At 42.5% G+C, this 25,825-nt stretch carries 25 protein-coding genes and 2 pseudogenes; 16 read left to right on the top strand and 11 right to left on the bottom strand.

Annotated features, from left to right (window positions below; translation table 11 throughout):
* Positions 1 to 25: 25 nt before the first annotated feature.
* Positions 26 to 859, top strand: a complete 834-nt coding sequence (locus NIES593_RS09895; protein WP_073599422.1) for an energy-coupling factor ABC transporter ATP-binding protein — start codon at positions 26 to 28, stop codon at positions 857 to 859.
* A gap of 638 nt (positions 860 to 1,497) precedes the next feature.
* Here the strand turns inward: NIES593_RS09895 and NIES593_RS09885 are convergent.
* The 4 genes and pseudogenes from NIES593_RS09885 to NIES593_RS09870 all read right to left on the bottom strand — a co-directional run bounded on the left by NIES593_RS09885 (position 1,498) and on the right by NIES593_RS09870 (position 2,936).
* Positions 1,498 to 2,079: a Uma2 family endonuclease gene (locus NIES593_RS09885; RefSeq protein ID WP_073599420.1), complete on the bottom strand. Its 582-nt coding sequence runs from the start codon at positions 2,077 to 2,079 to the stop codon at positions 1,498 to 1,500.
* Positions 2,080 to 2,150: 71 nt separating this feature from the next.
* A pseudogene (locus NIES593_RS25490) lies at positions 2,151 to 2,279 on the bottom strand (aminotransferase class III-fold pyridoxal phosphate-dependent enzyme); the annotation flags it as partial.
* 162 nt (positions 2,280 to 2,441) lie between these two features.
* Positions 2,442 to 2,684: a hypothetical protein gene (locus tag NIES593_RS09875; protein WP_015143032.1), complete on the bottom strand. Its 243-nt coding sequence runs from the start codon at positions 2,682 to 2,684 to the stop codon at positions 2,442 to 2,444.
* Positions 2,685 to 2,723: 39 nt separating this feature from the next.
* Entirely contained in the window at positions 2,724 to 2,936 is a 213-nt protein-coding gene (locus NIES593_RS09870; RefSeq protein WP_073599419.1) for a chlorophyll a/b-binding protein, read from the bottom strand.
* A 462-nt stretch (positions 2,937 to 3,398) separates the two neighbouring features.
* Between NIES593_RS09870 and NIES593_RS09865 the strand changes: the two genes are divergently transcribed.
* A complete protein-coding gene (locus NIES593_RS09865) occupies positions 3,399 to 3,974 on the top strand; it encodes a glycosyltransferase (protein ID WP_073599418.1) in 576 nt (191 codons plus the stop codon).
* 57 nt (positions 3,975 to 4,031) lie between these two features.
* Entirely contained in the window at positions 4,032 to 7,091 is a 3,060-nt protein-coding gene (locus NIES593_RS09860) for a DUF4114 domain-containing protein (RefSeq protein WP_073599417.1), read from the top strand.
* A gap of 3 nt (positions 7,092 to 7,094) precedes the next feature.
* Here NIES593_RS09860 and NIES593_RS25160 read toward each other — a convergent pair whose 3' ends face one another.
* Positions 7,095 to 7,217: a hypothetical protein gene (locus NIES593_RS25160; protein WP_281250718.1), complete on the bottom strand. Its 123-nt coding sequence runs from the start codon at positions 7,215 to 7,217 to the stop codon at positions 7,095 to 7,097.
* A gap of 231 nt (positions 7,218 to 7,448) precedes the next feature.
* Between NIES593_RS25160 and vapC the strand changes: the two are divergent.
* The 6 genes and pseudogenes from vapC to NIES593_RS09830 all read left to right on the top strand — a co-directional run bounded on the left by vapC (position 7,449) and on the right by NIES593_RS09830 (position 13,994).
* A pseudogene (vapC, locus tag NIES593_RS25485) lies at positions 7,449 to 7,814 on the top strand (type II toxin-antitoxin system VapC family toxin).
* Positions 7,815 to 8,004: 190 nt separating this feature from the next.
* Entirely contained in the window at positions 8,005 to 9,024 is a 1,020-nt protein-coding gene (locus NIES593_RS09850) for a sugar transferase (RefSeq protein WP_083602405.1), read from the top strand.
* A 604-nt stretch (positions 9,025 to 9,628) separates the two neighbouring features.
* Positions 9,629 to 11,215, top strand: coding sequence for a glycoside hydrolase family 5 protein (locus NIES593_RS09845; RefSeq protein WP_073599416.1), 1,587 nt, complete (start codon positions 9,629 to 9,631; stop codon positions 11,213 to 11,215).
* 394 nt (positions 11,216 to 11,609) lie between these two features.
* Complete coding sequence (locus NIES593_RS09840; RefSeq protein ID WP_073599415.1) at positions 11,610 to 12,023, top strand: hypothetical protein; 414 nt, start codon at positions 11,610 to 11,612, stop codon at positions 12,021 to 12,023.
* 100 nt (positions 12,024 to 12,123) lie between these two features.
* Positions 12,124 to 13,011, top strand: a complete 888-nt coding sequence (locus NIES593_RS09835; protein WP_073599414.1) for a sulfotransferase family protein — start codon at positions 12,124 to 12,126, stop codon at positions 13,009 to 13,011.
* 8 nt (positions 13,012 to 13,019) lie between these two features.
* Complete coding sequence (locus NIES593_RS09830) at positions 13,020 to 13,994, top strand: glycosyltransferase (protein WP_073599469.1); 975 nt, start codon at positions 13,020 to 13,022, stop codon at positions 13,992 to 13,994.
* Here NIES593_RS09830 and NIES593_RS09825 read toward each other — a convergent pair.
* The 6 genes from NIES593_RS09825 to NIES593_RS09800 all read right to left on the bottom strand — a co-directional run bounded on the left by NIES593_RS09825 (position 13,978) and on the right by NIES593_RS09800 (position 20,994).
* Positions 13,978 to 14,556 (bottom strand): putative sulfate exporter family transporter, encoded by a 579-nt coding sequence (locus tag NIES593_RS09825; RefSeq protein ID WP_425432534.1) that lies wholly within the window; start codon positions 14,554 to 14,556, stop codon positions 13,978 to 13,980. The two genes, NIES593_RS09830 and NIES593_RS09825, sit on opposite strands and share 17 nt — an antisense overlap.
* 107 nt (positions 14,557 to 14,663) lie before the next feature.
* On the bottom strand, positions 14,664 to 15,941 hold the full coding sequence (locus tag NIES593_RS09820) for a capsular biosynthesis protein (protein WP_073599413.1): 1,278 nt from the start codon (positions 15,939 to 15,941) through the stop codon (positions 14,664 to 14,666).
* A complete protein-coding gene (locus tag NIES593_RS09815; protein ID WP_073599412.1) occupies positions 15,938 to 17,365 on the bottom strand; it encodes a GumC family protein in 1,428 nt (475 codons plus the stop codon). Before NIES593_RS09815 ends, NIES593_RS09820 begins: the two co-directional genes overlap by 4 nt.
* Complete coding sequence (locus NIES593_RS09810) at positions 17,365 to 18,435, bottom strand: polysaccharide biosynthesis/export family protein (RefSeq protein ID WP_073599411.1); 1,071 nt, start codon at positions 18,433 to 18,435, stop codon at positions 17,365 to 17,367. The genes NIES593_RS09815 and NIES593_RS09810 overlap by 1 nt, the downstream gene beginning before the upstream one ends.
* Positions 18,429 to 19,709: a lipopolysaccharide biosynthesis protein gene (locus tag NIES593_RS09805; RefSeq protein ID WP_083602403.1), complete on the bottom strand. Its 1,281-nt coding sequence runs from the start codon at positions 19,707 to 19,709 to the stop codon at positions 18,429 to 18,431. Before NIES593_RS09805 ends, NIES593_RS09810 begins: the two co-directional genes overlap by 7 nt.
* 106 nt (positions 19,710 to 19,815) lie before the next feature.
* A complete protein-coding gene (locus tag NIES593_RS09800; protein WP_073599410.1) occupies positions 19,816 to 20,994 on the bottom strand; it encodes a LeuA family protein in 1,179 nt (392 codons plus the stop codon).
* A 767-nt stretch (positions 20,995 to 21,761) separates the two neighbouring features.
* Between NIES593_RS09800 and NIES593_RS09795 the strand changes: the two genes are divergently transcribed.
* The 7 genes from NIES593_RS09795 to NIES593_RS09765 all read left to right on the top strand — a co-directional run bounded on the left by NIES593_RS09795 (position 21,762) and on the right by NIES593_RS09765 (position 25,801).
* Positions 21,762 to 22,097, top strand: coding sequence for a cation:proton antiporter subunit C (locus NIES593_RS09795; RefSeq protein WP_073599409.1), 336 nt, complete (start codon positions 21,762 to 21,764; stop codon positions 22,095 to 22,097).
* The gene (locus NIES593_RS09790) at positions 22,094 to 23,533 is read left to right on the top strand and encodes a cation:proton antiporter (protein ID WP_073599408.1); all 1,440 of its coding nucleotides are present in this window, start codon (positions 22,094 to 22,096) and stop codon (positions 23,531 to 23,533) included. The genes NIES593_RS09795 and NIES593_RS09790 overlap by 4 nt, the downstream gene beginning before the upstream one ends.
* A gap of 80 nt (positions 23,534 to 23,613) precedes the next feature.
* The gene (locus NIES593_RS09785) at positions 23,614 to 24,003 is read left to right on the top strand and encodes a Na+/H+ antiporter subunit E (protein ID WP_073599407.1); all 390 of its coding nucleotides are present in this window, start codon (positions 23,614 to 23,616) and stop codon (positions 24,001 to 24,003) included.
* Positions 24,000 to 24,251, top strand: a complete 252-nt coding sequence (locus NIES593_RS09780) for a hypothetical protein (protein ID WP_073599406.1) — start codon at positions 24,000 to 24,002, stop codon at positions 24,249 to 24,251. The genes NIES593_RS09785 and NIES593_RS09780 overlap by 4 nt, the downstream gene beginning before the upstream one ends.
* Entirely contained in the window at positions 24,248 to 24,526 is a 279-nt protein-coding gene (locus tag NIES593_RS09775) for a monovalent cation/H(+) antiporter subunit G (RefSeq protein WP_073599405.1), read from the top strand. The genes NIES593_RS09780 and NIES593_RS09775 overlap by 4 nt, the downstream gene beginning before the upstream one ends.
* Positions 24,519 to 25,139, top strand: coding sequence for a DUF4040 domain-containing protein (locus NIES593_RS09770; RefSeq protein WP_073599404.1), 621 nt, complete (start codon positions 24,519 to 24,521; stop codon positions 25,137 to 25,139). The genes NIES593_RS09775 and NIES593_RS09770 overlap by 8 nt, the downstream gene beginning before the upstream one ends.
* A complete protein-coding gene (locus NIES593_RS09765) occupies positions 25,139 to 25,801 on the top strand; it encodes a Na(+)/H(+) antiporter subunit B (protein ID WP_073599403.1) in 663 nt (220 codons plus the stop codon). The genes NIES593_RS09770 and NIES593_RS09765 overlap by 1 nt, the downstream gene beginning before the upstream one ends.
* The last annotated feature ends 24 nt before the right edge of the window (positions 25,802 to 25,825 follow it).

Raw genomic sequence — 25,825 nt, 5'->3', positions numbered from 1 at the left:
GCTAACATCAGTAATTTAAAACGATATGTCCCAGTGGCTATTGGAATTTGAAGATGTTTACTATACCTATCCAGGCATGACTCAACCTGCGATCGCCAGTCTAACCCTACGCATTCCCCAAGGCAAACGCTGTGCTGTCATCGGTCAAAATGGTTGTGGGAAAACGACACTATTTTTATTAGCAAATGGGTTATATAAACCGCAGCAAGGCAAAATTTATTGGCAAGGCAAACCATTAAACTACAATCGCCAATCTCTCATCCAGTTAAGACAACAGGTTGGACTGGTGTTTCAAAACCCAGAACAACAATTAATCGCCTCCACTGTTGAAGAAGATATTTCTTACGGATTGTGCAATCTCGGACTTTCAGAAATAGTAATTGCCGAGCGAGTCAAACAAATCCTAACGCAATTTGGACTTAACTCTCTCGCTACTAGACCGATTCATCAATTGAGTCTCGGTCAAAAAAAGCGCGTCTGTCTTGCAGGAGTGATGGTTCTCCAACCAACCTTGTTATTATTAGATGAACCTACTGCCTATCTCGATCCCCTACATACTCGCCAGTTAGCCCAAACCTTGACCAAGATTCATGGAGCGGGAACGACTATCCTCATGGCAACCCACGATCTAGAATGGGTTTATCGCTGGGCAGATTGGGTGTTTGTGTTGGAACAAGGCAAACTGGTGTTAGAAGGAACGCCTCAAGATGTCTTTACTCAGCAAGATATCATGGAAACGCTACAGCTTGGAGTCCCGTTGGCTTTTGAATTATTATCTCTCCTCGATAAGGTAGATCGAGTTACAATGATCGAGCAACTTAAAACCAAAATTTTACATATCTTGTTCCAACATTTATGAAACGTTTTGGTGACAGTTGATTTCATTTTTGCGTCGGAAAAACTTCATCAAGTGGGACAGTTTCACCCTTCGCTATTTCCTGACGTACCATGGCAGCCATCCGATCCCATCGCTCGTCCTCGAATTCTCAACAGATGTCCTCTCAACGGTCGGTGTGCACGGGCTTTGTTAGGTTATATTTACTCATTATATTTGTACACAGGAGTCTCAATAAATTGATTTGAATCTGATGCGTTATGAACTGATCCATAGCATGATTGGAAAACTCAAATTTATTGCTAGTAACCTTTCGGCGAATTTCCATAATAGGGTGATTGAATAAACCCAGATAAGGGGCGAGTAACCCAAGAGATGCATAAGCCGCTGCATTACCAGGATTAAACCAAAATGCTACAAGAAATTCTCTCAATGCTTCATCAGTGTCATTGTCTAGCTCTAGATCGAGTTTCTTTTCTGCTTGGGGAGCGATGTGAATAGCTCTAATCTGACACAGAAGTATCTGAGCAACTAAAGCACTCTTTATAGGCAAAAAAAGATAAAGAACTAGGAGTAACTCAGGAATTCTAGGTTTTATTAAAATTAGTTACCTAATTCTGAATCACTGCCCTCAAGATAATCCATCTAAAGCCCAACGTCAATCAAAGAATTTCACTTAAATCTAAAATAAATCCAGGTAAGACATCTTCTCCTGATAGAGTTTGAGGATTATTTAAAATCTCTACTTGTTGCCCAGAGCGATATATTTCTACTGTTTTTGTATCGGGTTCGATTAACCAACCAAGTTGAACGCCATTATCTAAATATTCTTGCATCTTTGCCTGTAAATCTTCATATCGTTGATTTTTTAAATCACTAGGACTTATCAATTCAATCACAAAATCAGGAGCAAGGGGAGGAAAGCCATCTTGTTGTGCTTGAGTTAGTTGATTCCACCTTTCTAATTTAATCCAACTAGCATCAGGACTTCTTCTCGCACCATTGGGTAAAACAAATACTGTAGAAGAATCAAATACTTCTCCTGTACCGTCTCGATCTGCCCAGTTTCTGAGTTGCTGGGTTAAGCGGCTATTCTTTCTTCCTGCTGTTCCACCCGTCGGACTCATGATAATTAATTCTCCATCTTTAGTTAACTCCATTCGTGCTAGTTGTTCGGCTTGTGCTAGTTGCTCGAATTGTTCTGGAGTTACTCGAAATCCTCTAGGAATAGTAATGGTTTCCATTTTTCCCTTTGTAACTAATGTCTTTGATTATTATTGTAAATTGGCATTTTCTGCTGTTCAACAGCATATATTTACGCTGTCAGGATTTTAGAGATTCTCTCCATTGCCCAATCTATTTCTTTAGTAGAAATTACCAAAGGTGGAGCAAAACGAATCACATTATCTCGCGTCTCTTTGGCTAATAATCCTTCTTTGGCTAAGAAGATACTTGATAACGCTGCAAGCGATCGCGTTTAATTTTAAATCTGATTCTCATCACTATTGCGATCGCAACAAACAAAAAGAGAATAAATTTCCTGGAAATTAAACCTAAAAAAGCCCTAGTCAGTAGGACTAGGACTTCATTCACCCTTTGCATTAATCTAGGCAACCTGAGTAAAAAACAGACCCCAAATAATCCCGGCTACTCCTATAGCAATTAGGAGATTGTTGAAAAATCGTCCGAATTCTCGATTAAATCCTAGAGATTTGTCTTCATTACCTGCCGTGAAGAATAACGACCAAGCTTGATTAGCATCCAATTTCTCGAAATTATTGAAATTAGAGCGAAAGACGACGGGAGCAAATAAATCTTTGTTGGCAAGAACGTCAAAATCAGTTTTCATCTTTTTTTCTCCAAGTTTTCTGAGTTAATTTTCCAAAATCTACAGACTGGTTAACCATCCAACGATGCCATGTCCGGTAATGATTTCGAGGACTAAAAGCGACACGAATCCAATCATTGCCAGACGACCGTTGAGTTTTTCGGCATATTCGGTAAAGCCAGCCCGAACGGTTTCATCAACGTACATTTTGGGTTCGACGGCAAAGTTGTTGAGCCGGTTGCCTTCTTCGATTCTGTATCCGCGTGCTGTCATTGTTTGTTTCCTGTTACGGTCTTTATGTAAATAAATATAACTTTTTATAAATAAATATGTAAATAGCTTGACAAAGATCGCGAAGTAGTAATTGCCGACCCAAGAGGAGGGTTTACCCTCCTCAGAACGTAGGTCAGGCAAAGAGATAAATTAGGGAATCTGATTTTGGCGATCGCTTGCTGAGTTTCTGTCCAGCAATCGCCTTTCAGATCAACCCGCACAAGGTATTAGCGAATATTGATTCTCCTTGTCAACCCACGACATCGATTGCCCAAAATAAGCTTTCAAAGGTACTTAATTAGCTGTAAATCACTTAACCTTTTAAGCTTTTTTTCTAAATCAGACAAAAGTTAGACAAAAGTTAGACATCTTAAAAGCTTCCGTAGGCGCGATCGTAGATTGACGAACTAGATACTGATCGATATAGAGAATTTATTCCAGTTCGTTGAAGGTTAAATAGTCATGATTTTAGTCACAGTTGGTACGGAAAAGTTTCCTTTTAATCGCCTCATGCAGTGGGTTGACCTCCTCCTTAAAGAAGGTTTTATTTCAGCAGAAGAAGAAGTTATCGTTCAATATGGTTCTTGCACTATCGTTCCTGACAAAGTAAAAGGCTATTTCTTACTGCCTACTAATGAATTTCAAAATCTCCTCAAAAAGGCGCGTTTAGTTATCGCTCATTGTGGAGAAGGAACTATCGATGTACTGGCTAAAAATTCAGTGCCTTTTATTTTAGTTCCTCGCAGCGATCGCTTTGGCGAACACGTTGATGACCATCAAATCGAATTGGCAGAAGTTTTAGCCGAACAAGGCATTCCCATTGCCTACTGTCCTGGAGATTTAGCACGTTTTGTTCTTTCCCCTCAAGCCGTTCGAGTTTCTAAGGTCCCTGCTGATTCTTATGCCTATGCTTCTTCTCTTCTCGACAAAAGATTTGGCTCCGATCCAGCGGCAGAAGAACCAATTTTAGGCTGGCAGAATTATCTGTTTAGCTTTTGGCAAAAACTAACTGTCAAACGTCCTATTTTTTCTAACTAATTTAAGTTTCTCAAAGCCTAAAAACTATTTTTAAATCTCACTAAAAAAGAAATAACCATGTCACAGCAACTAACATCTAATCCAGGTATTTTTACAGTCGGGCAAGCGGGAATAGTCTCTTTAGATTTTCTCTTTGATGGAGGGGAATATCGCGGAGAATTAGCTATCTTTAGCTTAAAAGGCATGGAGAATTTAGAAATCGGTTCGACAGCTTTTATTAAAGAAGCTGCGCGTCGCGCCCTCAGCAATTCTAGGTTAGGCTATGTCGCTATCTCCGACGAGACAGAAGGGGCAAAATTCAGTGCCAAACTTGCTTGGGAAAACGATTACAATGCTGGCACTTATAAAGGCATCAAAAGCTTTACCATGGATGCAGGCGATCGCTTTGCTATCATGCTAGTTCCCCAGGGGACAGTGCGGGAACTCTACAACAATCCTGATCGCACCGACAATCGCCGTCCATTGTTTTCTATTAATACCGCTAATCCAGACAACGCCACTCAGTTTTATCAACTCAATGATGCGAAGGGAATGGGCAATACCTTTGTCTTTGAAGATAGAACCATCCCCAACGGTTCGGATCGCGATTTCAACGATATCACCTTTCAACTCATCGGCGCGACGGGGGAAGCCGCCAGCGTAGATACGGTTATGCCTGCGGTTTTAGACTGGCGCAAGACAGCAGAGGGCAAGCAAATTATCGACTATGCTAGTCGTCCTACCTACGAAACGGGAGTCTTTCGCGTCGATGCCAGCGGACAAGTCAGTATCGATTATCTCTTCGACGGAGGAGCTTATCAAGGGGAATTGGCAATTTTCAGCCTCAAGGGGATGGAAAACCTGAAACTCGACTCCCCAGCTTTTGCCCAGGAAGCGGCACGGAGAGCTTTAAGCAATTCTACCCTGGGTCATGTTGTCATCCAAGACAATACTGACAAAGCTAGGTTCAGTGCCAAGTACATCTGGGAAAATGATTTTAACAGCGGAACCTATAAGGGCGCGACAACCGTTGCCATGAATCCTGGCGAGGATTTGGCAGTGATGTTGGTGCAAAACAGTACCGTACAGGATCTTTACAACAATATCAATAACATGTGGAGCAATGGTCGCTTGCCCATCTTTTCCATTCCCGCCGCCAATGGTTCTCCTAACAATCGCCAGATGGTGGACGTGACAGGAAGGGGCGACACCTTTGCAATGGAAGACGCGCGTCTGAGTTGGGGAAACCAAGCGGATAGGGACTATAACGATATCATTTTTAAAGTGACAGGTGCCAAGGGTATCGCGCCTTTGATGAATCAAGAGATTAATCCCGGACGGGACTGGAGTAAGTCTCCCGTCGGTAAAGAGATGCTTCAGGATATTACTCGTCCTAACTTTAGCGGTGGTGTCTTTGATGTTGGCGAAAATGGTAAAGTTCGCATCGATTTTCTCTACGACGGCGGTTGGTTCAACCAAGGCGAACTCGCGATCTTTAGTCTTGATGGCATGGAACAATTTCAAGTCGGTTCCCAAGCCTTCATCCAAGAAGCGGCAAGAAGAGCATTGAGTAATTCTACGCAAGGTTATGTGGTTATCAAAGACGCGCTAGAAGGGGCGAAATTCTCTGACAAAGTGCCGTGGGAAAATGCTTTTAACAGTGGTACATATCAAGGAGTGAAAACTTTTCAAATGGAGTCGAGAGGTCACTTTGCTTTCATGCTAGTGCCGAATAACTCCGTCGCCGCGATCGCGAGTAACCCCAATTCGATCTGGCAAAACAGCAATATGCCGATTTTCTCCATTCCCGAAGCCAACGCCCCTAGCAAACCCATAGAGATGGTTAAAGTTGGCAACCGAGGAACCTATGCCTTCGAGGACGTGCGGATGGATCGCTCTGTTTCTGATAAGGATTACAACGACCTCATTATTCAGGTTAAAGGCGCACAAAGCGATTTGCCTCTCATCGACAACCACATCAATCCCAATCGAGACTGGCGCAAGACAAAAGTCGGCACGGATCTTACTAACTACACCAACCGCACCGAGTTTGAAACTGGCGTTTTAACTACTGGTAGTACGGGTAGAGTCGAAGTTGAATTCCTCTACGACGGCGGTGCTTACAAAGGCGAAGTCGGTATTTTCAGCCTGGCAGGAATGGATAGCTACGAACCCGGATCCGAAGCTTTCATCCGCGAAGCAACCCGACGAGTACGAAGCAACTCAGCGCAAGGTTACATCGTCGTACAAGATTCCTTAGAAGGGGCTAAATTTACTGGCGGAATCGATTGGGAAGGCAACTTTAACCAGGGGAATTTCCAAGGGATTAAGGTGCTGAATCTGAATCCGAACGATAGTTTCGGCATCATGCAAGTTCCTAATGGTACGATCGCAGAAGTCGCCAACAATCCCAAACTCGACGGTGCCAAACGTCCTCTCTTCTCCATCCTCGATGCTAATCCTGCTTACGGCTTCCAGATTGGCAAGATCGATATGGCGGCAGGATCGACTATTGTTTCTCTCGAAGACCAACGCTTAGATGGAAAGAGCGATCGCGATTACAACGATATCATCCTCCGCTTCAAAGGCGTAGAAGTTTCTGCCGATCCTCTAGATCGCGTAATGGCTTCTGGCAAAGACTGGCGTGCTACTGTCATGGGAGAGAAACTGTTTGATTACGTCAACGCGCGGGATAAAAATAACACTACTCCAGAAGCATTTGGCGAACAGTCAGGTCTTTACCTACACGGAACTCGCAACAATGATACGCTACAGGGAAGCGCAGGCAATGACTTCTTAGGAGGTCGAGAAGGAAACGACATTCTCATTGGCGGGAAAGGAAGCGATATCCTGGTCGGCGGTGCGGGTAACGATATCTTCAACTTCACTTCTTTGCAGGATGCTGGCGATACTATACGCGATTTCAGTGCGGGCGATCGCCTCGACCTCAGCAGCCTATTTACCTCTCTCAACTATCTAGGTTCCGATCCGATTGCAGATGGCTACCTGCAATTTCAACAAGTAGGTGCCGATACGCAAGTTTTCATCTCTAGTAACGGAACTAATGCTGACTGGGTGCGTTTGGTAACAGTTAGTAATGCGATCGCATCTATTTTGGCAAGCAATACCGTGTTTTAAAACTTACACCAGTCGTCTTTGTTTGTACGTTATACCAATTTTCAGGTTTTCGCGATCGACATTCTTCTCCTCTCTCCCAAATTGGGAGAAGGGTAGGGGGTGAGGGCGATCGACTATCTGTGTCATTAATGAATGAAAAATGATATTAAATTGCTTAAGTAGTTAGTTTCCGAGATCCGAGAGAAGATAATAGATCTGTGTTGGATGCACCGACTGCAACCAATTTTGGAAGCAGCATTGGGAAAAGAGCAATCAACAAGTGTTAGTTCTCACTCACTCAAGAGAAGGAAAAATACACGACAAACGACTTTATGACTCTGAAGATCTTATTGGTGGGATTCCTGATGAGATTTCCGTATTGCGAGATTCAGGATTTCAGTAAGATATATATCTTATATAGACGATCGCAAGGTTTTACTCACTCGCTTTACTCAGCTTGAATTGCTTCAAGATTGCCTAAATGAAAAAGAGTAGACTCTGTTATCCACCTACCTTAAAACACAAGATTACATCGAACTCAGAGATCGTTCCTAGCAAGCGGCTGTGCGGATCTATTACGATCTGCGTCGCCAAGGACTTTCGGTTCGCAGTCCGATTGATTGCTGTATCGCTCAAGCTGCTTTGGAGTACGATCTATTTTTGATTCACAACGATCGTGACTTTGAAACCATTGCACAAGTGCGACCTCTCCAACACTTCTGCTTTCGACCTAGCGATGACTGATATTCTTGAGCTTGCAATCATCTAAGACTCGATCGCACCATTTTAGAGCTTTTGAGAAAATTTGACAATCTTAGACACAAGTTAGACAAATTACATTCTTTCGCAAGCGCGATTTTAGATCGGCAACTGAAATACTAGACAGTATAGAGAAAAAAAATTTGAAACTGTTGAAATTTCAGCTAGGAAAAACATGACTTATTCAGCTTTAAATAACGATTGCTATCTTATTAACTGCGATTGCCCTCCGGACAGCGCCACGATTGGCGATCGCGCTTGCTTAATTCAACTCCCCGAACGCTTCACGCTACCTGAAGCCAGTTTATTAGAAAAAAAATTTCAAAGTATTATTCACGCTAATTCTACTCCTAAAAAAATTATTCTAGATTTTGCTCAAACAACCTGGATTGATAGTAGCGGACTGCTTTGTCTGAAACAGCTTGTTCGAGTGGCTTCAACTGTTGGAGTTGATATAGTGAGTTGGAGTTTTTCTTCTCAAATTAAAACGCTTTTATCTCGTTCTGGATGCGATCGCCTCTTCGAAAGCGAGTCAGAAACTGAAGCAATTTGGCAACAAGAAAACAGCCAAAATTTGGCAATTCATCCTTCAGTTAATTCTCGTATCAAACGTTTATTTGATATATTAGGAGCTTTAGCTGGTTTGGCGATTACAGCAGTTATTTTTATTCCCATTGCGATCGCGATTCAATTAGACAATCCGGGTCCAATTTTCTACAGTCAAATTCGTTGCGGTTACATGGGAAAACCTTTTCGGATTTGGAAGTTTCGGTCGATGGTTGTTAATGCCGATCGCTTACAAGCGCAAGTAGAAAACCAGACGAATAGCGGTTTTTTCTTCAAAAATAAAAATGACCCTCGCATTACTAAAGTCGGTCGCTTTTTAAGAAAAACAAGTTTAGATGAATTTCCTCAATTTTGGAACGTTCTCAAAGGAGAAATGAGTTTGGTAGGAACGCGACCTCCAACTATCGAAGAAGTTTACAAATATGAAATTTCTTACGGACAGCGCCTCAATGTCAAACCGGGGTTGACGGGAGAATGGCAAGTCAATGGTCGCTCTAAGATTGTAGACTTTGAAGAAGTGGTGCGTTTAGATTTAAAATATCAACGAAATTGGAGTTTTCTCTACGATTTTAAACTTATCCTTAAGACAATTATTGTCATTTTTAGTAAAGAAAGTGGCGCTTGTTAAGCTTATTGCATAATGTCTTATTGACATAAATAGTTTAATTTTTTTCTAACTAACTAAATTTATTTAGTTTTTGAAAGCTTGCATTTTTAAAAGCTTGACAATTTGTACTGTCAAGTTTTTGTATATTCACCAAGATTCTCAAGCTTCTAAGAGGATGTCTGAAAAGGATTCTTGGTCATTCTGAGTGAAGCGGAACGAAGAATCTAGCTTATAAAGATGCAAGCACTAGCTAATCGCTTCGCCCTTGCATGACACTTTTGACTTCTCAGACATCCTATAAATCTTGCCTTTCTATTATTTGATATTAACAAATTTTAAAAAAACTATAGATAAAACATACGTGTATTCTCGCTTATCTATTTTTGTTTTTGAATTTAACATAAAAATATCAATTCAATAACTCATTTCTCGAAAGCACCAAAAAATCTTGGTTATTACAGGTTATTTAAAAGGTATAGCATGCCATGTTGAGCAAAGCGAAACATCTGAGTAGACCAACTCCAAACAGAGATTATTCGTTACGTCCTCCTGCACTCAGAATAACAAAATAGACTTTTGGGATCTCCTCTTAGAGTAATCTATTAACTTCAAGCCGATTGACAATATGACTTCAGTTTTATCAAATTCCTTAAACCCACTTTCCGAAACACCTATCGCGCGGTCAATTCCCTTAGTTTTAGAGCCAGTTTTCGATCTCAGCGCTTCCACTTCTAGAAATAGCAAACTTTTCAATAGTAATCAAGAAATTCCTCTGACTCCAAAAGATACTCCTATCGAACCATCACCAGAAGAGATTAAATTATCTGAAGATTGGGAACAAGATCTTGTTGAATATTGGGAGTCGTTTCTTTATAACGATCCTCTTGTTAATTATGCCAACTTCAGCCAGCAAAAAGTTCAACTCTTTGAATTGAATCAAACGCTTTTAACTCCTAACAATTCTACCTCTCTATCTACTGGTCAAGGATTCCAAATTATTGGCACTAAAATATACGATCCCAACGGACAAGAATTTATTATAAAAGGCACCAATATGTTTGCCTGGGAGCGAACCTCTAATGTCAATTCCTATCTAAATACTTGGGGTTTTAATACTATTAGAGTTCCCAATTATTTATTAGGTAGCTATAATCAGCCGCATCCCAGCGCAGATGGCTATGCTACTAACCGTCAAATTGTCGATGCTTTTACCGGTAGAGGTGCAGTTGTTATATTTGACGCACACGATCGCATTGGCAGATATTACGATGGAACGGAATTTGAAGTTCTCAAAAACTATTGGCGCGACATGGCGCGGCAGTTCGGTAACAATCCCTACGTTTGGTTTAATTTGCACAACGAACCGGGCAATGGCATTGCCAACCCAGACAAATGGGTTAATTATCACCGCGAATTGATCGATATTATTCGTTCTGAAGGCGCTAATAATATCGTCGTTGTGGATGGCGAAGCTTGGGGACAAGACTATCGGACTCAGACCATTCCCACTGCTGCCAATCGAATTATGAATGGCAATACCAATGTCCTCTTCTCAATCCATGCTTACGACCAGTGGAATGGTAAAGATATCGGTCAATACTTCGATACCGTACAAAATCGAGGCATTCCGATCATGGTTGGGGAATATGGATCTACAAACGCAGGACGCAGTACTTTAGATGCCAGTCGCCGGATGATGGCAGCAGTACAAGAACGGGAGATTGGCAGAATTGTCTGGGTAGCTAAAGCTAATGACCTCAACGACCTTACCACTGGTCCAGGAGGACACGCGGAGTATTTTAACGGAATCAACACGGAAATTCTCACTGATTTAGGAAGACTGGTGCGAGATGATTTGCAGAGAATCGAGAATTTAGAAAGTCTTCCAACTGCTTCTTTACAACAAAATCAACTATTGGCAAGCAGTAGTGACGATCTTCTAGTCGGTAATAGCAGTGAGACTCTCGTTCAAAGTAACGCCAACGATTCACTTCTTAGTAGTAATAGTACAGATGGCTTATCTGGCAGTCAGGACTATGAAATTCTCGCTAATGGTTATGGTCATTATTTCCCTGTTGATGACTCATTCGACTTGAGTATTGGTAGTGCTCAACTCATAACTCTATCCGATTTCCAACAGGATAGTATGTTTAACAGTGAAAGTATTCATGCAATCATGCCATCAGTAGCGATCGATCTCTTCAGCAACTAATACCAATTTTCAGGTTTTCGCGATCGACATCTTTTTCCCCTCTCCCAGTTTGGGAGAGGGGTTGGGGGTGAGGGCGATCGACTATCTCTGTCATTAATGAATGAAAAATGGTATAACCAAAAAATCAAAATTTAAGAACATGCTCGCTTTCTCGAAAAGCGAGTTTTTTCTCTAACAAAAGTTGAACACAAGTTAGACGTATTAAAAGCTTTCGTAGGCGCGATCGTAGATAGAGAAACTAGATACTGGTAAACATCAAGGCTATTTCATTCTAGTAGCCAGAGGATAATTTTTTTCTAAGATGCTAAATTCCGCTGAAACAAACTGAAATATTTGTGCTAAGAAATTTATTGCTTGGCAAACTCAAGTCAAAATCATTTTAAGGAGAAAATTTATGTATGTAGATTGTGGTTATGCAAATAATAATAATAATAAAGCTAAAATGGCGATCGCGCTCTATCTAACTACGACAATTCCTTTAATAGTGGGAAGTCTACTTCTGATAAGCGGACGATCGCAGATTAATATGAATCGTTGGACAATTAGAGGAGTACCAGTCCCGATTATTCTAGAGTTCTTAAAAGATGAGACAGCTAGAAAAGCTTATTTCCAAGGTAATAAAAATCTTCTCCACGACCGCCTCGACGAGATGGGAATAGAAGAAAAAGTCAAAGACTTTTATCGCGAGCAAATTCCTAACGAGTATGCACTCGATCGCCACATTCACCAAATTTTTTATAACAACACTGGATATGTCGGCAAAGCTTATAAAGTTAACTCGCAAGGAAATTTAGTTAACAAAAATTAGTACTAACCTGTTATTGAAGCAGAGTTTTTGGGAATTCTCTCTATAATTACACCTGAGCGATCGCTCCGAGCGACTAAATAGTCTAAAATCTAAAATCGCAATGACACTACCTAATTTTCTCATTATTGGTGCGGCAAAAGCAGGGACGACTGCTTTGCATACGTATCTGCAACAGCACCCACAAATTTACATGACCCCTGATAAAGAAACTAATTTCTTTGCTTTTGAAGGCGAACATCTCAACTTTCAAGGACCTGGCGATGAAGCTATCAACCAGTTTTCTATTACCGATCTAGAAAGCTATCAAGCCGAGTTTCAAAACGTCGCTGGTGAAAAAGCGATCGGAGAAGCTTGTCCTCTCTATTTGTATCATGCTAAAGCACCAGAACGCATTTATTCTTATATTCCTCATGTGCGTTTAATTGCTATTCTTCGTCATCCAGTCGATCGCGCCTATGCTAATTTTCTCCATATTATTCGTGACGATCGCGAACCTTGTCGAGATTTTGCTCAAGCATTGCAACAGGAAAAGAAACGCATTGAAGACAATTGGGAATGGTTTTGGCATTATATTCAACTCGGTTACTACTCCATACAACTTAAACGCTATTATGATATTTTCGATCGCGAGCAAATTCGAGTCTATTTATACGAAGATTTATGTCAAAATCCTTTGACTTTAATACAAGATATTTTTTGCTTTCTTGAAGTCGATAAAAATTTTGTTCCTGATATAAGTATTCGCCCCAATAAATCGGGAATGCCTAAAAACTTACTCGTTCATAAATTGCTTACAAAACCCAATCCTATCAAATCTCTTCTCAAACCATTATTCCCCTCTCAACTTCGTCAGAAAATTCAACATCAGAATTTAAAAACGCCTAAAATTTCTTCAGAAACAAGGGTATTTTTAACCAATCTTTATCGCGAAGATATTCTTAAATGCCAAGATTTAATCGAACGCGACCTTTCGGGGTGGCTAAATTAAAAATTCCGATGAAACCTAAAATTTTACATCTTATTGGCGATAAACGTGCAGGTGGATCGAATCGACTGGTTAAACAGCTAGTCAAATCAAAATTGCGCGAAAGTTTTGACTTTTTGGTATTAAGATTAGAAGAAGCAAAACCTCAATTTAAAAACCTCAAACCAGACATCATTATTTTTCACTATCCCTGTGCTTGGAAATATCTTTTAGATCTTTTTCTAATCAAAAAATACAGTAAAGTTTTTATTTACGATCACCACTATTGCGAAGGATTTGAACGAGAACAAGTGCCTTCGCTTTTTCGCTTTCATCTAATGCTTCGGCTAGCATATAGTTTAGTCGATGGAGTGTTGTGCGTTTCTCAAGCACAGCATCAGTGGATGTTAGCTCGTCGATTAGTCTCTCCAGAAAAAGTGAGGGTAATTTCGCCTGCTTCTGCAATGGATGAGATGTTAAAAATTCCCTCAAAAATGCCCAGTTGCCCTTTGATAATCGGTGCCTATGGACGATTTGCCAGACAAAAAGGATTCGATCTATTACTGAAAGCATTTGCACTGCTTCCGCCAGAACAATTTCAGTTACATTTAGGCGGATATGGACCCGATGAAGAGCAAATTAAAGCATTAGCTAGAGAATTGCCCCATGTCAAATTATTAGGAACCATTACCGACGTTCCTGCTTTTCTTGCCGCTTGCGACGCGATCGCGATTCCTTCTCGCTGGGAACCTTGGGGATTAACTTGTTTAGAAGCAAAAGCCGCCGGAAAACCCGTAATTGCTGCTGCGGTTGATGGGTTGTGCGAGCAAGTTCGAGATTGCGGGGTATTAGTACCTGCCAACGATGTAGAAAAGTTAGCGAATGCGATCGCATCCTTACCAAAACAAAACTTAGAAGCTTGGGGAAAGACAGGTAGAAATTTAGTTATTAATGCTTGGGAAGAATTTTGCGATCGCACCCAAGAATTTTTTATTTGGGTAAGATGAGGTTAACCAATCCCAAGTAATTCATTAACACCACTAGGGTAAGCATCGCATAACTAACTACCAGCTTCGCCATTACGGCAGTCATCACAGGACCTACTCCCAATTGGCGGAGCGAACGCAAATTAATGTTTACCCCTACACCAGCAAAAGCAAGTAAAAAAGCCCAGCGCGATAGATTTCCCAGACTGACGAGTTGCTCCTTACTAAAGGCACTAAATGTTCCTAAAAGAGAAATGAGAAGGAACGCCAGCACGAACTTGGGAAACTTTTGCCACAGAAAAGAGCCTTTGTTCTCAATATTTGATGCCTGTCCTCGCCTTGCCCAAAAGAGAGCAAAACCAAGAACGACAAAACCGATTGCCGCATTGCGAGCCGTCTTCACTAACATAGCAATCTGAGTAGCCCCTTCGGAATAGAGGGCGCTAACCGTAGCAGTTGTAGCCGTGTTTTCCACGACTAGACCAGTCCAAAAGCCGAATAGAGACGCTTCCAAATCACAGAAGTGCCCGATCGCAGGATAGACTAATAGTCCGACTGCTCCCAGTGCCAAGATAATGGCGATCGCAAAAGCTGCTTCGTCATCTTCGCTCTCAATCGCTCCTTTTCCAGCAACGATTAAAGAACGCTACAGATGCTCGATGAAAAAGCCTTACACGGAGAAGCTGCTGACTAATTGCGAATTGGCATAAAAGCCATGCCCATGATGACCAAACCCGGCCAAAACAAATAGGCAAGAATCTCCAAATTTTCGCCAAACGTGTAGAGGAAGAGAATAAAAAGGATCGTCAATCCCGTCTGTGCCGTTTCGGATTTCTGCGCTTTGACCAAAAGAACTAAAAAACTGAGTGCCATAGGAATAGCCAGTGCTAACAATCCAACAATTCCTTTTACAAACAGCAAGCCATACCAAGTGTGATGGGAACCGATGGGCATATATTCTACGAGATGAGGACCTGGCTCTACTACCCCATGTCCCCAAATAGGGGCTTCGGTTTGCCATCGATAGCCAGCAATTTCTTTGAGGGTTTGACGAACTCGCGTCGATTCTGCTCTCGCTTCCTTAAATTTCGTCCAGAAATTATCCAAAGCATTCAGCAGTAGGGGGGAGAGTATTCCGCTAATTGTGGTAGCAATTCCCAACAACATGAGAACGAGCGGACGGCTCAGTCGAGAGAAAATAAACGTAAATAGAGGCGTTAAAACGATACAAACTTGCGCTAAGCGAGATTTGCAGATATAACACATCACCACAGAGCCTATGATGCCAAACCAACGCCATTTTCGATTTTGCTCTCGCAGCGTTAAGGCAAAGTAAACATTGCCCACAAATCCCAAAGCTGGACCCCAAGGCGTAAACAAGCGCTGGCGTATCTGTCCGTCAAAGTCTACTTCGTATAAAGACACATCAAAAAAAGTCGTTCCCGGCCCTCCTACCGCTTTGAGAGGAGAAACATATAAAATTTCTGGCAGATGGAGAATCGGCGCGACAATTAATAAAGGCAAAAGCAAAAGGGTATGAAAGCCAATAATACAAGCGCCTCTGTAGATAACCTGCGGTCGAATTGACAAACAGCCTGCGAGGGGATACAGAGCAAGTAACGCCCATCCTTTTGCCCAGCCAATGGAAGATTTAATTATCAAAGAGGTAGGCAAGTTAAAGTCGAGATGACCGATAATCAGAGCCACTTCCATCATCAGCATCCCGATAATCCAAATCCAAGCCAGTAGAGGAATCGCGATTTTTTGACGCTGAGGCGTTTCCTCCGTTTGCAACCAAAGCTTTAAGAGAACGTAAAACCCTAAAATCCAGCCCAAAACCGAACCGACAATATACAGTCCGCCGATGAGGTAAAAGCCGTAAGTCCAGACCATGCTCAACCAAATCAGGCGTTCTGGGAAGTTTTCTGGACGAATCTTTTCCTCATTTATGGAATCTGTTTTGCTCATGCGACAATTTCTTTGAGGATTTTTTTCGTCGCTGTTGCGAGGGGATCGCGCCACCAGATTAGGGTTAGCGATGTCGTGACTAAAAGGGAGCCTAAAACCGCTCCGGCTAGTACTAGCTTTGGTTTGGGGGCAGTGGGTTCTTCGGGTAAAGAGGGTTCTTCAACCATTTGGATGAGGGGAAAAGAGCCGAAGGGATCTCCTCTACCTAAATCGACTTTAGCCAGCGTCGAGGCAAAAACGGCTTCAGCAATTTGTAATTGTCGCAGAAGAGCATCAAGAACGGCCTCTTTTTGAGAGAGTCCCTGCAATCGAGTTTCTAGCTTTTGAACTTGTTGCGTCAGGGTTCTTACTTGGGCGGTTAAGCCTTGATAATCTGATTCCAAAGTGACCAGTTGTTGAAAGAGTTGCGCTCGTTGTCCTCCCGAACCGTTGCTATTATCCAAATTTAGCCGCTCTAGGGTCAATTGTTCTACGGGTTTACCTAAAAGGGCTTTTCCTCTTTCTAGAAGCATGGCTAAGGCAGCTTCTTGTTGTTGTCGTGCTGCTACTACGTCGGGATAGTTAGGACCGCGATCGCTCAGAAGTGCTTTTAGGGTTGTCGTTGCTGTCGTGTATTCGCTGAAGCTTTTTTGAAATTGTTGGTCGGTTTGTAATACTAGGGCATCAGCCGCTTCCTGGGGAGAGAGTTGTAAGTTGACGGATAATTGTTTTAAACGACTGCCAAGTTGTTGCTGTTGGGCATAGATTTCCGATCGCTGCTTTCGTAACAGTTCGATGTTACTAATTAATTCTTTTATTTGAGACGAAGAGTTAAGCCCGGATTCGGCTTTGTATTCGGATAAACGACGCTGGGCTTCGGTAAGCTTTTTCTGCGCGTCAGACAGCGCTTTTTGGTTAGAGCGATCGCGTTCTGTTCGTTCGGTTTGCCGCAGATAGTTAAGCTTTTCATTCAGTGCCCGATAAAGTGCTTGCAGTTTTTGTTGGGTTTTCTCTGGATCTTTCCCGTTGATGGCGATGCTGAGTAACGTGGTATTGTTGATGAGCTTGATGCGAGGTTCGCCGAATGCTTCTTGGGGAATCTTGAGGGACTGAGCAGCAGCTTTAATGACGGTGGCGCTACTGGCAATAATTTTGTAATTTTCTCTCGGATCTGAGGAAGAACTGCCAAAAGCAGAAGCACTGGAAGTATAAGCTTGACCGATTTCCGGTAGATTGACGCTCACTCCAGGACCATTTCCTGCCACATTGAGGGTAGCTTCGCTCGTGTAGGTAGGAGGGGTGTTTTTTAAATAAATAATCGCGATCGCCCACAGTCCCGCATTGGCGAAGATGCCAACGATCGCATACTTCAAGAAGCGCCACCAAAGACTTCGTCCGATTGGCTTAGACTTCTCGTCAGTTAATGACTTGGGAGTAATTGCCATTAATTGAAAAGGTTGCGAAACAGCAAAATGGGATTTAAAGGACTCAAGATATCGCCAATAGTACGAAACAGATCTCTGGTATTTGTTGCCGACGAATCATAACAAGCGACGCTATCCTTTGGCATGAGCAAGGGATTCTCTTCATTATTATCGGAATTTCGCATTAAATCTTCAACGTCGCGCTCGATGGCGATGGTTTTTCCCGTAATGCGATCGGCTCTTACTAAAATAGCTTTTCTATCTTCACTAATATCCGTTCCTCCAGCACAGTTGGTTGCTACGACAGCGTGACTAAAGCGAGAGCCATAAGGAACGCTAATCCCTTCTTCGCGGTTGCTAACCGCTGCCGATGCGTTATTGGCAGCAGGAATGGTGAGATTGGAGACAAACACCTTGATTCCTGGGGGTGTAATTTGAGAAGGACGCACCAATTCTGGTTGAAAACGATCCGCCCGAGGAACCACAATGCGATCGCCTGCTATCAGGGGTACGTCCTCTACTGGCTCTCCCGTAAAAACTCCCGATAAATCTATTATCGTCTCGCGATCGCCCCGAATGAGACGGACTTGACTGACATCTGCAGTCGGTAATACGCCTCCTGCCGCTCGAATCGCATTGGTTAGATAGCGACGAATGGGATAATTGCCTGTAATTTGCCGAGATTCGGATGAAACTGCCGTATTTGCCTCGTTTTCGGTTTCGTTAATCAAAACTCGTCCGGGTTGAAAGGTTTCTCCCGCCACAGTCACTTGTATGGGTGCCCATTTGAGGATTTGAACGCTCAATTGCAATTTGTTGGGAAGAAAAAAACCTTTATCGCTCAAGCTTTGAGACAGTTTGGCTTGAATATCGGACGGTTCTAATCCAACGACAGGTAAAGCGCCCAGATAGGGAATTTCGAGCTTGCCATCTTGGTTGACTTCGTAAACGCCAACAAAATATTTATCATTAGGAATAGAAATTTCCAAGCGGTCGCCTGGAGATATTGGTAGAGCTAAACTTGGCGACGACTTCAAAAATGCAACCATCAAGATCCCGATTCGTAAAAACCAGTTTTTCATCTTCAGCATTTTTGATCCAATTTTTGACGCTTAAAAACATAACGGGTTGCCCAAACGGCAAACAAGGGTAAGAAAAGGCAATGAGTTAATAAAACTGCCATCGCGACTCCCACACTCTGCCAATGAACGCCAATAAATAACCCTATCGCAAACAATCCAGTAAAAAGAAGATTCCAGACGAGATCGATTTCTGGCTTGTCTACAGCTAATAATAATTGGGAGGCAGAATCGGCAAACGGACGAGGAATTGCCGACAGACAAATTAAAATCAAAATAGGAACGGCAACCATCCACTTTTGACCGAAAATAAGAGGAACATAAAAAGGAGCCAGAAAAGACTGAAGCAGGACTAAGGGAATAATAACCAGCGCGATCGTTTTCAAGCTACTTTGATAGCGCCAGCGAAATTGAACCAGATTCGATCGCGCATCGCACAGATGCGGGAGCAAAGCTGATTTAATCGAGGAAATAATCCCAAAACTAACTCCAAAACCTGCATTAAAAGCAAAATAATAAAGTCCCAATGCTTCAATACTGAGAAAGCGTCCGACGATAAGGTAGTCTAGGTTAGCACGCAGCGTATTGAGCAATTCAGCGCCTAATACACTGCGTCCAAAACGCATTAATTCTCCCCAACGTGCAGTTGTAAATTGTCCCTTGGGTCGCCAGGAATGATTTTTTAAGATCCCGTAAACCCAGATAGGAGCAACTAGCATCTTTGGTAAAACGAGCGCCCACATTCCCAATCCAGCAATGGCAAAAACTGCTGATAAAATATTATCGGTACAAACCTGAAGCATATCTGTCAGCGCGATCGCTTTAAAGCGTCCTTCTCGTTGAATCAGCGCCGCCTGTACCATTCCCAAGGGAAGTAAAAGCAAATTGAACGCCATCCCGCAAATAGGCACAATCAAGTTATTGTCGCGGTAAAACCAAGCAATAGGAAAGGCCGTCAGACATTGAATGGCAAATAACCCGATAAAGATTGCCCAATTCAGCCAATACGCCGATTGAGCCAAGTTTTCAAGTTGTTTTTCCTCTACTTGAATCAGTCGAATGCCAATTCCGTTGCGCGCGAACACCCGGATAAACTCATTCGTCGTGAGGACGACAGCCGCCAAACCGTAGTCGTGGGGGGAAAGAAAGCGAGCTAGAATAATTGTGGTTATCAAGCGTGAAACTCGGATAACTGCGCCCGAACCTCCTAACCAACCAACATTACGGGCAAAGGGACTGTCTAAGGTTTTGAGTTGGGTTACGATCGCTCGAAATGAAATTTTCACGTCACTGTTATTCGTGAAGTTTGCTCGCTATTGAGTGTTCCCATTTCAATCGGTAGAATCGACGCGAAAAGAAATTCTTTGTTTTTTCAGGAAGTTGATATAAAGTTCACAATTGCAAAAATCCTTGCTCTAACAACTCTAAAACTTCCTCTGTGGAGAAAGAACGTTGTTCTTGAATGGAAAGATTTTTGACAAGCGATCGCAGTCGTTCGTATTGTTTTTTTGTGAGCGGTTTTTTGAGATGTTGCTCGAAAAGATACTGAAAATTACTAGCACCGCTACACTTACCAAACCAAATCTCCGGCTTTCCGTAGGGAAAAATAGAATAGCTGCGATAATCTTCTAGGAGACTTTTAACATGAATTCCTGTTTCGTGGCGTTGCGCTTGTTGAGAATAAGGCGGATGCGGGCGAATTCCCCAGCGCTCGAGATAGTCTGTTACTTTATTAAGAGCGTCATAATTGATTCCTTCTACCTCCCAGCCAAATCGAATCCTCAGACCGTTTAAAACCTGTTCTAGAGCGACATTTCCCGCTCGTTCTCCAATGCCGCCAAAGGTGCCAGAAACGCCAGAAACCCCTGCTAACACTGCCTGAATGGTGTTTTCGAGTGCCAAACCCAGATCGTTGTGGAAATGAACGGCTAAGGGAGCCTGATTAGTATACTCTAATAGGTCGTGTATCCATACATAGGTTTTTTCTGGCGTCAGGACTCCTACTGTATCGCAGAGCAAGAATTGCTCTATATAGGGTTGAAAAGCGCAGATACACTCGACTAGAAAATCAAAATCGGAGCGACTGGCATCCTCGGCAGCAAAGTATACTTTTAAGCCAATTTTTGTGGCGTAGCGCAGATGTTTGAGAATTTTATCGATCGCACTGTGACGAACTTTGTCGATAATTCTTTTGGGAATATTATCATCTATAGTTTTCCCTTTATAGTCCGGATTGCGGCGGATTTCCGGATCTCTAAGAAAAAGCAGGCGATCGGAGACGGCATGAAAGAGAATAATCTTGTGTACGCCGCAAATTTTAGCGCGATCGATAAATCGTCGGTTCATCATCGTCGAGGCGACAACCTTATTATCCAATCCTTCCGCTATCAATGTTTTCACCAAATACTCTTCAGTTTCATGAATGGCAGGCATGATAGCGATTTGATGTACTCCTGTCCTGGCGATCGAATGTGCTAAAGTTCGCTTAGTCTCACTCTCAAAGAATAGTCCTGCTTGTTGTTCGCCATCTCGAAGCGTTTCATCAGAAATTATCAACCCGATCGTCTGCATGATATGAGTTCAACTGTTATCCAACTGAGTAGCCTCTTAAAAGCCCAATTATAAAGTTAATCTTATTTAACTGTTTAATAGACATCACTTTCAAAGGAGCTGTTTCCGTAAAAATTTTACGATCGTACTTGGATAAGAATCGAGAGAGGAGGGGCGGAAAAACAGGGGAGTGTGGGGAGAAAACTAACTGCTAACTAATCTCCAAAACGATTAAAGACTTATCTTAAGGAGTAAATTGATGAACTTTGGAAGTTTGCACGATATCCTTTTATTTCTAGGTTTAATTGTTGGATTGCTGTTTTTATTTTTTATCAGTATTTAGCATATGTAAGAGTTTCTTTCATTATCCCAAATAACGAAGCTTTGGCAAGAATTGTAGGCATAATTTGTAAAAGCAAAATTGTTATTCTTAATGGGGGCTGTATTGTCTCGCCTAGATTTTACTAAGTCACGCGCGTTCCTTTATAGAGTCGCGATCGAACAACGAGAACTGTAAGCCGAAAAACAATTGCTAGAAATTTCTAAACAAAAAGAAGATTCCAAATTAACCCAATAACTTGCTTCTGAAAGCTCGATTGAATTCTATATATGGTTTGCATGGATAAAAATCAATTTTTATCAAAATTCTTGCCTTGAAAACCTTATAACGCGCATTCTTATTCTTATGGTATTCTAATGGTATTCTTATGGTAGAAATTAAGCGACTGACAAAAGTAATAGTTTTTTTTATATAATTACGACCAACGCTTAGCCAACAATCAAATTCCATGTTAGAAGCATTCATCTTCGCCACAATATTGTGCGGATTTTTCGGCATTATCCTTAAAAAAAATCTAGTGATGAAGATCGTCTCTATGGATGTTATGAGTACAGGAGCGATTGCCTATTACGTATTGATTGCGTCCAGAGATGGCTTATTTACACCAATTGTTTCCAGCGTCAAAAATGTCGCTTACTCCGATCCAGTTCCCCAGGCTGTTATTTTAACAGCAATTGTCATTGGTTTTTCGATTCAGGCTCTAATGCTTGTGGGCGTTATGAAGTTGGCACGGAATAATCCCACTTTGGAAAGTAGCGAGATCGAGAAGAGCAATACTCCATGACTAACAACATTACGATCGCCTGGCTCGTCTTACCCTTTTTTATCGGATTTACGCTTTATCTGCTGCCCAGACTCGATCGCTATCTAGCACTAGGGGTAGCATTCGTTTCGGCAGGATATGCCTTAGAGCTATTTTTCGAGGAATCGCCCTTAAACCTAAAGCTACTAGATAATTTTGGCGTTACTTTAGTAGCCGATCGCTTGAGCGGTTTCTTTATCCTCACCAATGCCCTAGTAACCGCAGCAGTTCTACTCTACTGTTGGCGTAGCGGAAAAACGGCTTTTTTTTACATGCAGACCATTATTCTGCATGGCAGCGTTAATGCCACTTTTATCTGTGCAGATTTGATCGGTTTATACGTAGCTTTAGAGGTAATCAGTATTGCGGCGTTTCTCTTAATCGCCTATCCCCGTACTGACCGATCGATCTGGGTGGCATTACGCTATCTATTTGTTAGTAACACGGCAATGCTTTTTTATCTGGTGGGGGCGGCATTAGTCTATCAGGCGCATCATTCCTTTAATTTTGCGGGGTTGCGCGGTTCTCCGCCAGAAGCGATCGCGCTTATTTTTCTCGGACTCTTGGTAAAAGGAGGCATCTTTGTATCGGGATTGTGGCTACCGTTGACTCACTCCGAATCAGAAACTCCAGTATCGGCGATGCTGTCGGGAGTAGTGGTCAAAGCAGGAGTTTTTCCGCTAGTGCGTTGCGCGCTGCTGTTAGAGGAAATCGATCCCATTGTCAGGTTTTTTGGGGTTGGAACAGCACTACTGGGCGTATTTTATGCCGTGTTTGAAAAAGATACCAAGCGGATGTTGGCATTTCACACGGTTTCCCAGTTAGGTTTTGTTTTGGCTGCCCCAGTCGTAGGCGGGTTTTATGCCTTAACCCACGGTTTGGTTAAATCCGCCCTGTTCTTAATCGCTGGCGTTTTGCCAAGCCGTAATTTTAAGGAACTGCAACATCAGCCCATCGCTACCCCAATCTGGATTGCCCTGGTTATCGCCAGCTTTTCTATATCCGGCTTTCCCCTCTTGTCCGGTTTTGGAGCCAAGGTGTTAACCAGTAAGAGTCTGTTGCCTTGGCAGGTTATTGGAATGAACGTTGCCGCACTGGGAACTGCCATCTCCTTTGCTAAATTTATTTTTCTGCCCCATGAAAGGATTGAGAAAAAAGAAGAGGTAAAATCTGGTTTTTGGTGGGCAATGACGATCTTACTCGGCGGATTAATTGCAGCCAACGTTGTATATTACGAAGCTTATACCGTAAACAATATCGTCAAACCGCTAGTAACGATTGCTATTGGCTGGTTGGCATATATTTTGATTTTTAAACGAACGGCGATTAAATTACCCCGCGCGATCGAGCAATTCGACCATCAGATCGGACTGATGAGTCTAATGTTAATCTTACTCTTCTGGATGGTTTGGGCATGAGATCGAGTTTCAAATCAAACAAAAGAAGTAAAAAATCTTGCGATCGCACCTCAACTTTTAACTGATTAGACGAACTTGATATGATTAGATATCTGGATTTAATATTACGATTGGCAATCTGGTTTTTGCTTACCGCCGATGGGAGCTTGGCAAATATTATTATCGGCGTTGGTATCGCATTACTCTTGCCCCGCAGCTATACTGCCCCAGGAGCATTAAAAGATTGGCTGCGAGCATTGTGGGGGATTGTGGTTGCAATTCCCAAGGCATATATTGAGGCTGTGGAAATCATCTTCCGTCCCCATAACCACGAAGATGTCACGATGGAGCGAGTCAAACCCCAACGAACGCCAGGACTCATATTTCTGGATATATTTTTGATTACCTTTACTCCCAAAACCATTGTCTTGAAGTACCACGAACAAGGCTGGTACGAAGTACACCGAGTGCGGCGGAGGCAACCCAGATGAACCTAATCTTGATTGCTATGATTCTGGCTCTACTGATCCCGATTTATGAAGCTTGCCAGGATGATGATATTTGGCAGAAGATGTTGGCATTTGCCAGTATTGCCACCAAAACCTCGATCGTGATTCTCATGGTATCCGTCCTGCGGGATGATTGGATGATTGGAGTGGTTGCGGTTATTATCCTCAGTGTGGGGAATGCGGGATTAATGCTGCTGGCACATTTAATCAAACGGATGAGTGAAATATGATCGATCTTTTAGGTTACATCTGTATCGGTATCGGAGTTATTTTCTGGTTTTGGGGAACTTTTCCTTTAGTAGGTAACAGATCGGTATTATTTAAACTACACAGTTTGTCTGTTGCTGATACCTTGGGTTCGATGAGTATTGTTATTGGTTTGCTGCTGAAGATCCCCAGAGAGTGGCCACTGTTAATCCTGGCAATCATCACTTTGGCAATCTGGAATACCGTGCTGGGATATGTGTTGGCATACTGTTCCAGTAGCGGAGGCGACAATGACTGATAGCTATATCTATGTCATAACTGCTCTACTGCCGTTAACGGCTTGTATGTTGGTATGTCAGGTCAATCCCTATCATGCCCTAGTTATTCGAGGCATACTGGGAGCACTAGCAACGTTGGTATATGCGGTTTTAGGGGCTGCGGATGTGGCTTTGACCGAAGCCTTGGTAGGTACGATGCTAGCAATTACACTTTATGTGGTCGCAGTGCGTTCGTCATTAGTCATGCGAATTGGGATACTCAAGGACGGAACGAGCAAGGGGAGCGAATCTCTACAAGACGACGGCAAAGCCGGATGCGATTTTGAAGAATTAATAGATAATTTACGAACAACGATGAGCAAATATCATCTGCGTTTGGAGTTAGTAACTTACCCAGATAGACAAGCTTTAAACCAGGGATTAATCGAAAAAAAAATCCATGCTACCTTGACTAAATCGGAAATATGGGAACGGGATGACCAGAAACACCCAGTAGGAGAAGACGAGCAACAGCCCTATCAAACCGCGATCGGGGTTCGTCGTCTCTATGAAATCATGCAAAGCGAACTTTCATCATCACGGACAATCCTAACCTATATTGGTGCAACAAAAGAAGCACAGGAGAAGCATTAATGAAATGGATTTACATTGCAGCAGGGATATTGCTGTACGTCAAAATGATGATTATGCCCAATCCCATCTCAGAAGGGTTCGATATTTCAATTGTCGAAGCGGTTGTCCGAGATAGTGGAGTGCCAAATGCGGTTTCAGGGATCATTTTCAGGAATCGGCTGTATGACACGATCTTTGAGGTGATAGTATTTACGATCGCGATTTTGGGTTCTTATTTTCTACTGGCTAATGAAAAACCGACCGAGAAAGTTTATCAATTTACCGATCCACCATCAATCGTTTTAGCGCGTTTGGGAGCAACCATTACCTCGCTAGTAAGCATTGAACTGGCAATTCGAGGACATCTCAGTCCCGGCGGTGGTTTTGCAGCTGGGGTAGCAGGGGGAACGGCGATCGGTTTGATTGCGATTACCTCGCCATCGGAGTGGATGCAGGGGATCTATCAACGGTGGCAAGCTGCTACCTGGGAAAAGGTCTCAGTTCTGATTTTCATCGTCTTGGCAGCTGTGACTCTGCTCGGATTGGAATTCCCCGATGGAGAGTTAGGCACGCTGGTTAGCGGGGGGATTATCCCTCTACTCAACATTTTAGTGGCTATCAAAGTCGCCTTGGGTTCGTGGGCTGTTGTTTTACTGTTTATTCGTTATCGAGGATTGTTGTAGGAGAATCAGAATTTTTTGACGGTT

The sequence above is a fragment of the Hydrococcus rivularis NIES-593 genome (assembly GCF_001904635.1).
GTDB lineage: Bacteria > Cyanobacteriota > Cyanobacteriia > Cyanobacteriales > Microcystaceae > Hydrococcus > Hydrococcus rivularis.
The sequence above is the reverse complement of the archived record's forward strand: the minus strand, read 5'-3'. Positions and strand labels throughout refer to the sequence as shown.

Excerpts from the sequence above, each read along its gene's own strand:
- NIES593_RS09895 (WP_073599422.1), top strand. The coding sequence starts at position 26 with ATGTCCCAGTGGCTATTGGAATTTGAAGATGTTTACTATACCTATCCA.
- NIES593_RS09885 (WP_073599420.1), bottom strand. The coding sequence starts at position 2,079 with ATGGAAACCATTACTATTCCTAGAGGATTTCGAGTAACTCCAGAACAA.
- NIES593_RS09875 (WP_015143032.1), bottom strand. The coding sequence starts at position 2,684 with ATGAAAACTGATTTTGACGTTCTTGCCAACAAAGATTTATTTGCTCCC.
- NIES593_RS09870 (WP_073599419.1), bottom strand. The coding sequence starts at position 2,936 with ATGACAGCACGCGGATACAGAATCGAAGAAGGCAACCGGCTCAACAAC.
- NIES593_RS09865 (WP_073599418.1), top strand. The coding sequence starts at position 3,399 with ATGATTTTAGTCACAGTTGGTACGGAAAAGTTTCCTTTTAATCGCCTC.
- NIES593_RS09860 (WP_073599417.1), top strand. The coding sequence starts at position 4,032 with ATGTCACAGCAACTAACATCTAATCCAGGTATTTTTACAGTCGGGCAA.
- NIES593_RS25160 (WP_281250718.1), bottom strand. The coding sequence starts at position 7,217 with ATGACACAGATAGTCGATCGCCCTCACCCCCTACCCTTCTCCCAATTT.
- NIES593_RS09850 (WP_083602405.1), top strand. The coding sequence starts at position 8,005 with ATGACTTATTCAGCTTTAAATAACGATTGCTATCTTATTAACTGCGAT.
- NIES593_RS09845 (WP_073599416.1), top strand. The coding sequence starts at position 9,629 with ATGACTTCAGTTTTATCAAATTCCTTAAACCCACTTTCCGAAACACCT.
- NIES593_RS09840 (WP_073599415.1), top strand. The coding sequence starts at position 11,610 with ATGTATGTAGATTGTGGTTATGCAAATAATAATAATAATAAAGCTAAA.
- NIES593_RS09835 (WP_073599414.1), top strand. The coding sequence starts at position 12,124 with ATGACACTACCTAATTTTCTCATTATTGGTGCGGCAAAAGCAGGGACG.
- NIES593_RS09830 (WP_073599469.1), top strand. The coding sequence starts at position 13,020 with ATGAAACCTAAAATTTTACATCTTATTGGCGATAAACGTGCAGGTGGA.
- NIES593_RS09820 (WP_073599413.1), bottom strand. The coding sequence starts at position 15,941 with ATGAGCAAAACAGATTCCATAAATGAGGAAAAGATTCGTCCAGAAAAC.
- NIES593_RS09815 (WP_073599412.1), bottom strand. The coding sequence starts at position 17,365 with ATGGCAATTACTCCCAAGTCATTAACTGACGAGAAGTCTAAGCCAATC.
- NIES593_RS09810 (WP_073599411.1), bottom strand. The coding sequence starts at position 18,435 with ATGCTGAAGATGAAAAACTGGTTTTTACGAATCGGGATCTTGATGGTT.
- NIES593_RS09800 (WP_073599410.1), bottom strand. The coding sequence starts at position 20,994 with ATGCAGACGATCGGGTTGATAATTTCTGATGAAACGCTTCGAGATGGC.
- NIES593_RS09795 (WP_073599409.1), top strand. The coding sequence starts at position 21,762 with ATGTTAGAAGCATTCATCTTCGCCACAATATTGTGCGGATTTTTCGGC.
- NIES593_RS09790 (WP_073599408.1), top strand. The coding sequence starts at position 22,094 with ATGACTAACAACATTACGATCGCCTGGCTCGTCTTACCCTTTTTTATC.
- NIES593_RS09785 (WP_073599407.1), top strand. The coding sequence starts at position 23,614 with ATGATTAGATATCTGGATTTAATATTACGATTGGCAATCTGGTTTTTG.
- NIES593_RS09780 (WP_073599406.1), top strand. The coding sequence starts at position 24,000 with ATGAACCTAATCTTGATTGCTATGATTCTGGCTCTACTGATCCCGATT.
- NIES593_RS09775 (WP_073599405.1), top strand. The coding sequence starts at position 24,248 with ATGATCGATCTTTTAGGTTACATCTGTATCGGTATCGGAGTTATTTTC.
- NIES593_RS09770 (WP_073599404.1), top strand. The coding sequence starts at position 24,519 with ATGACTGATAGCTATATCTATGTCATAACTGCTCTACTGCCGTTAACG.
- NIES593_RS09765 (WP_073599403.1), top strand. The coding sequence starts at position 25,139 with ATGAAATGGATTTACATTGCAGCAGGGATATTGCTGTACGTCAAAATG.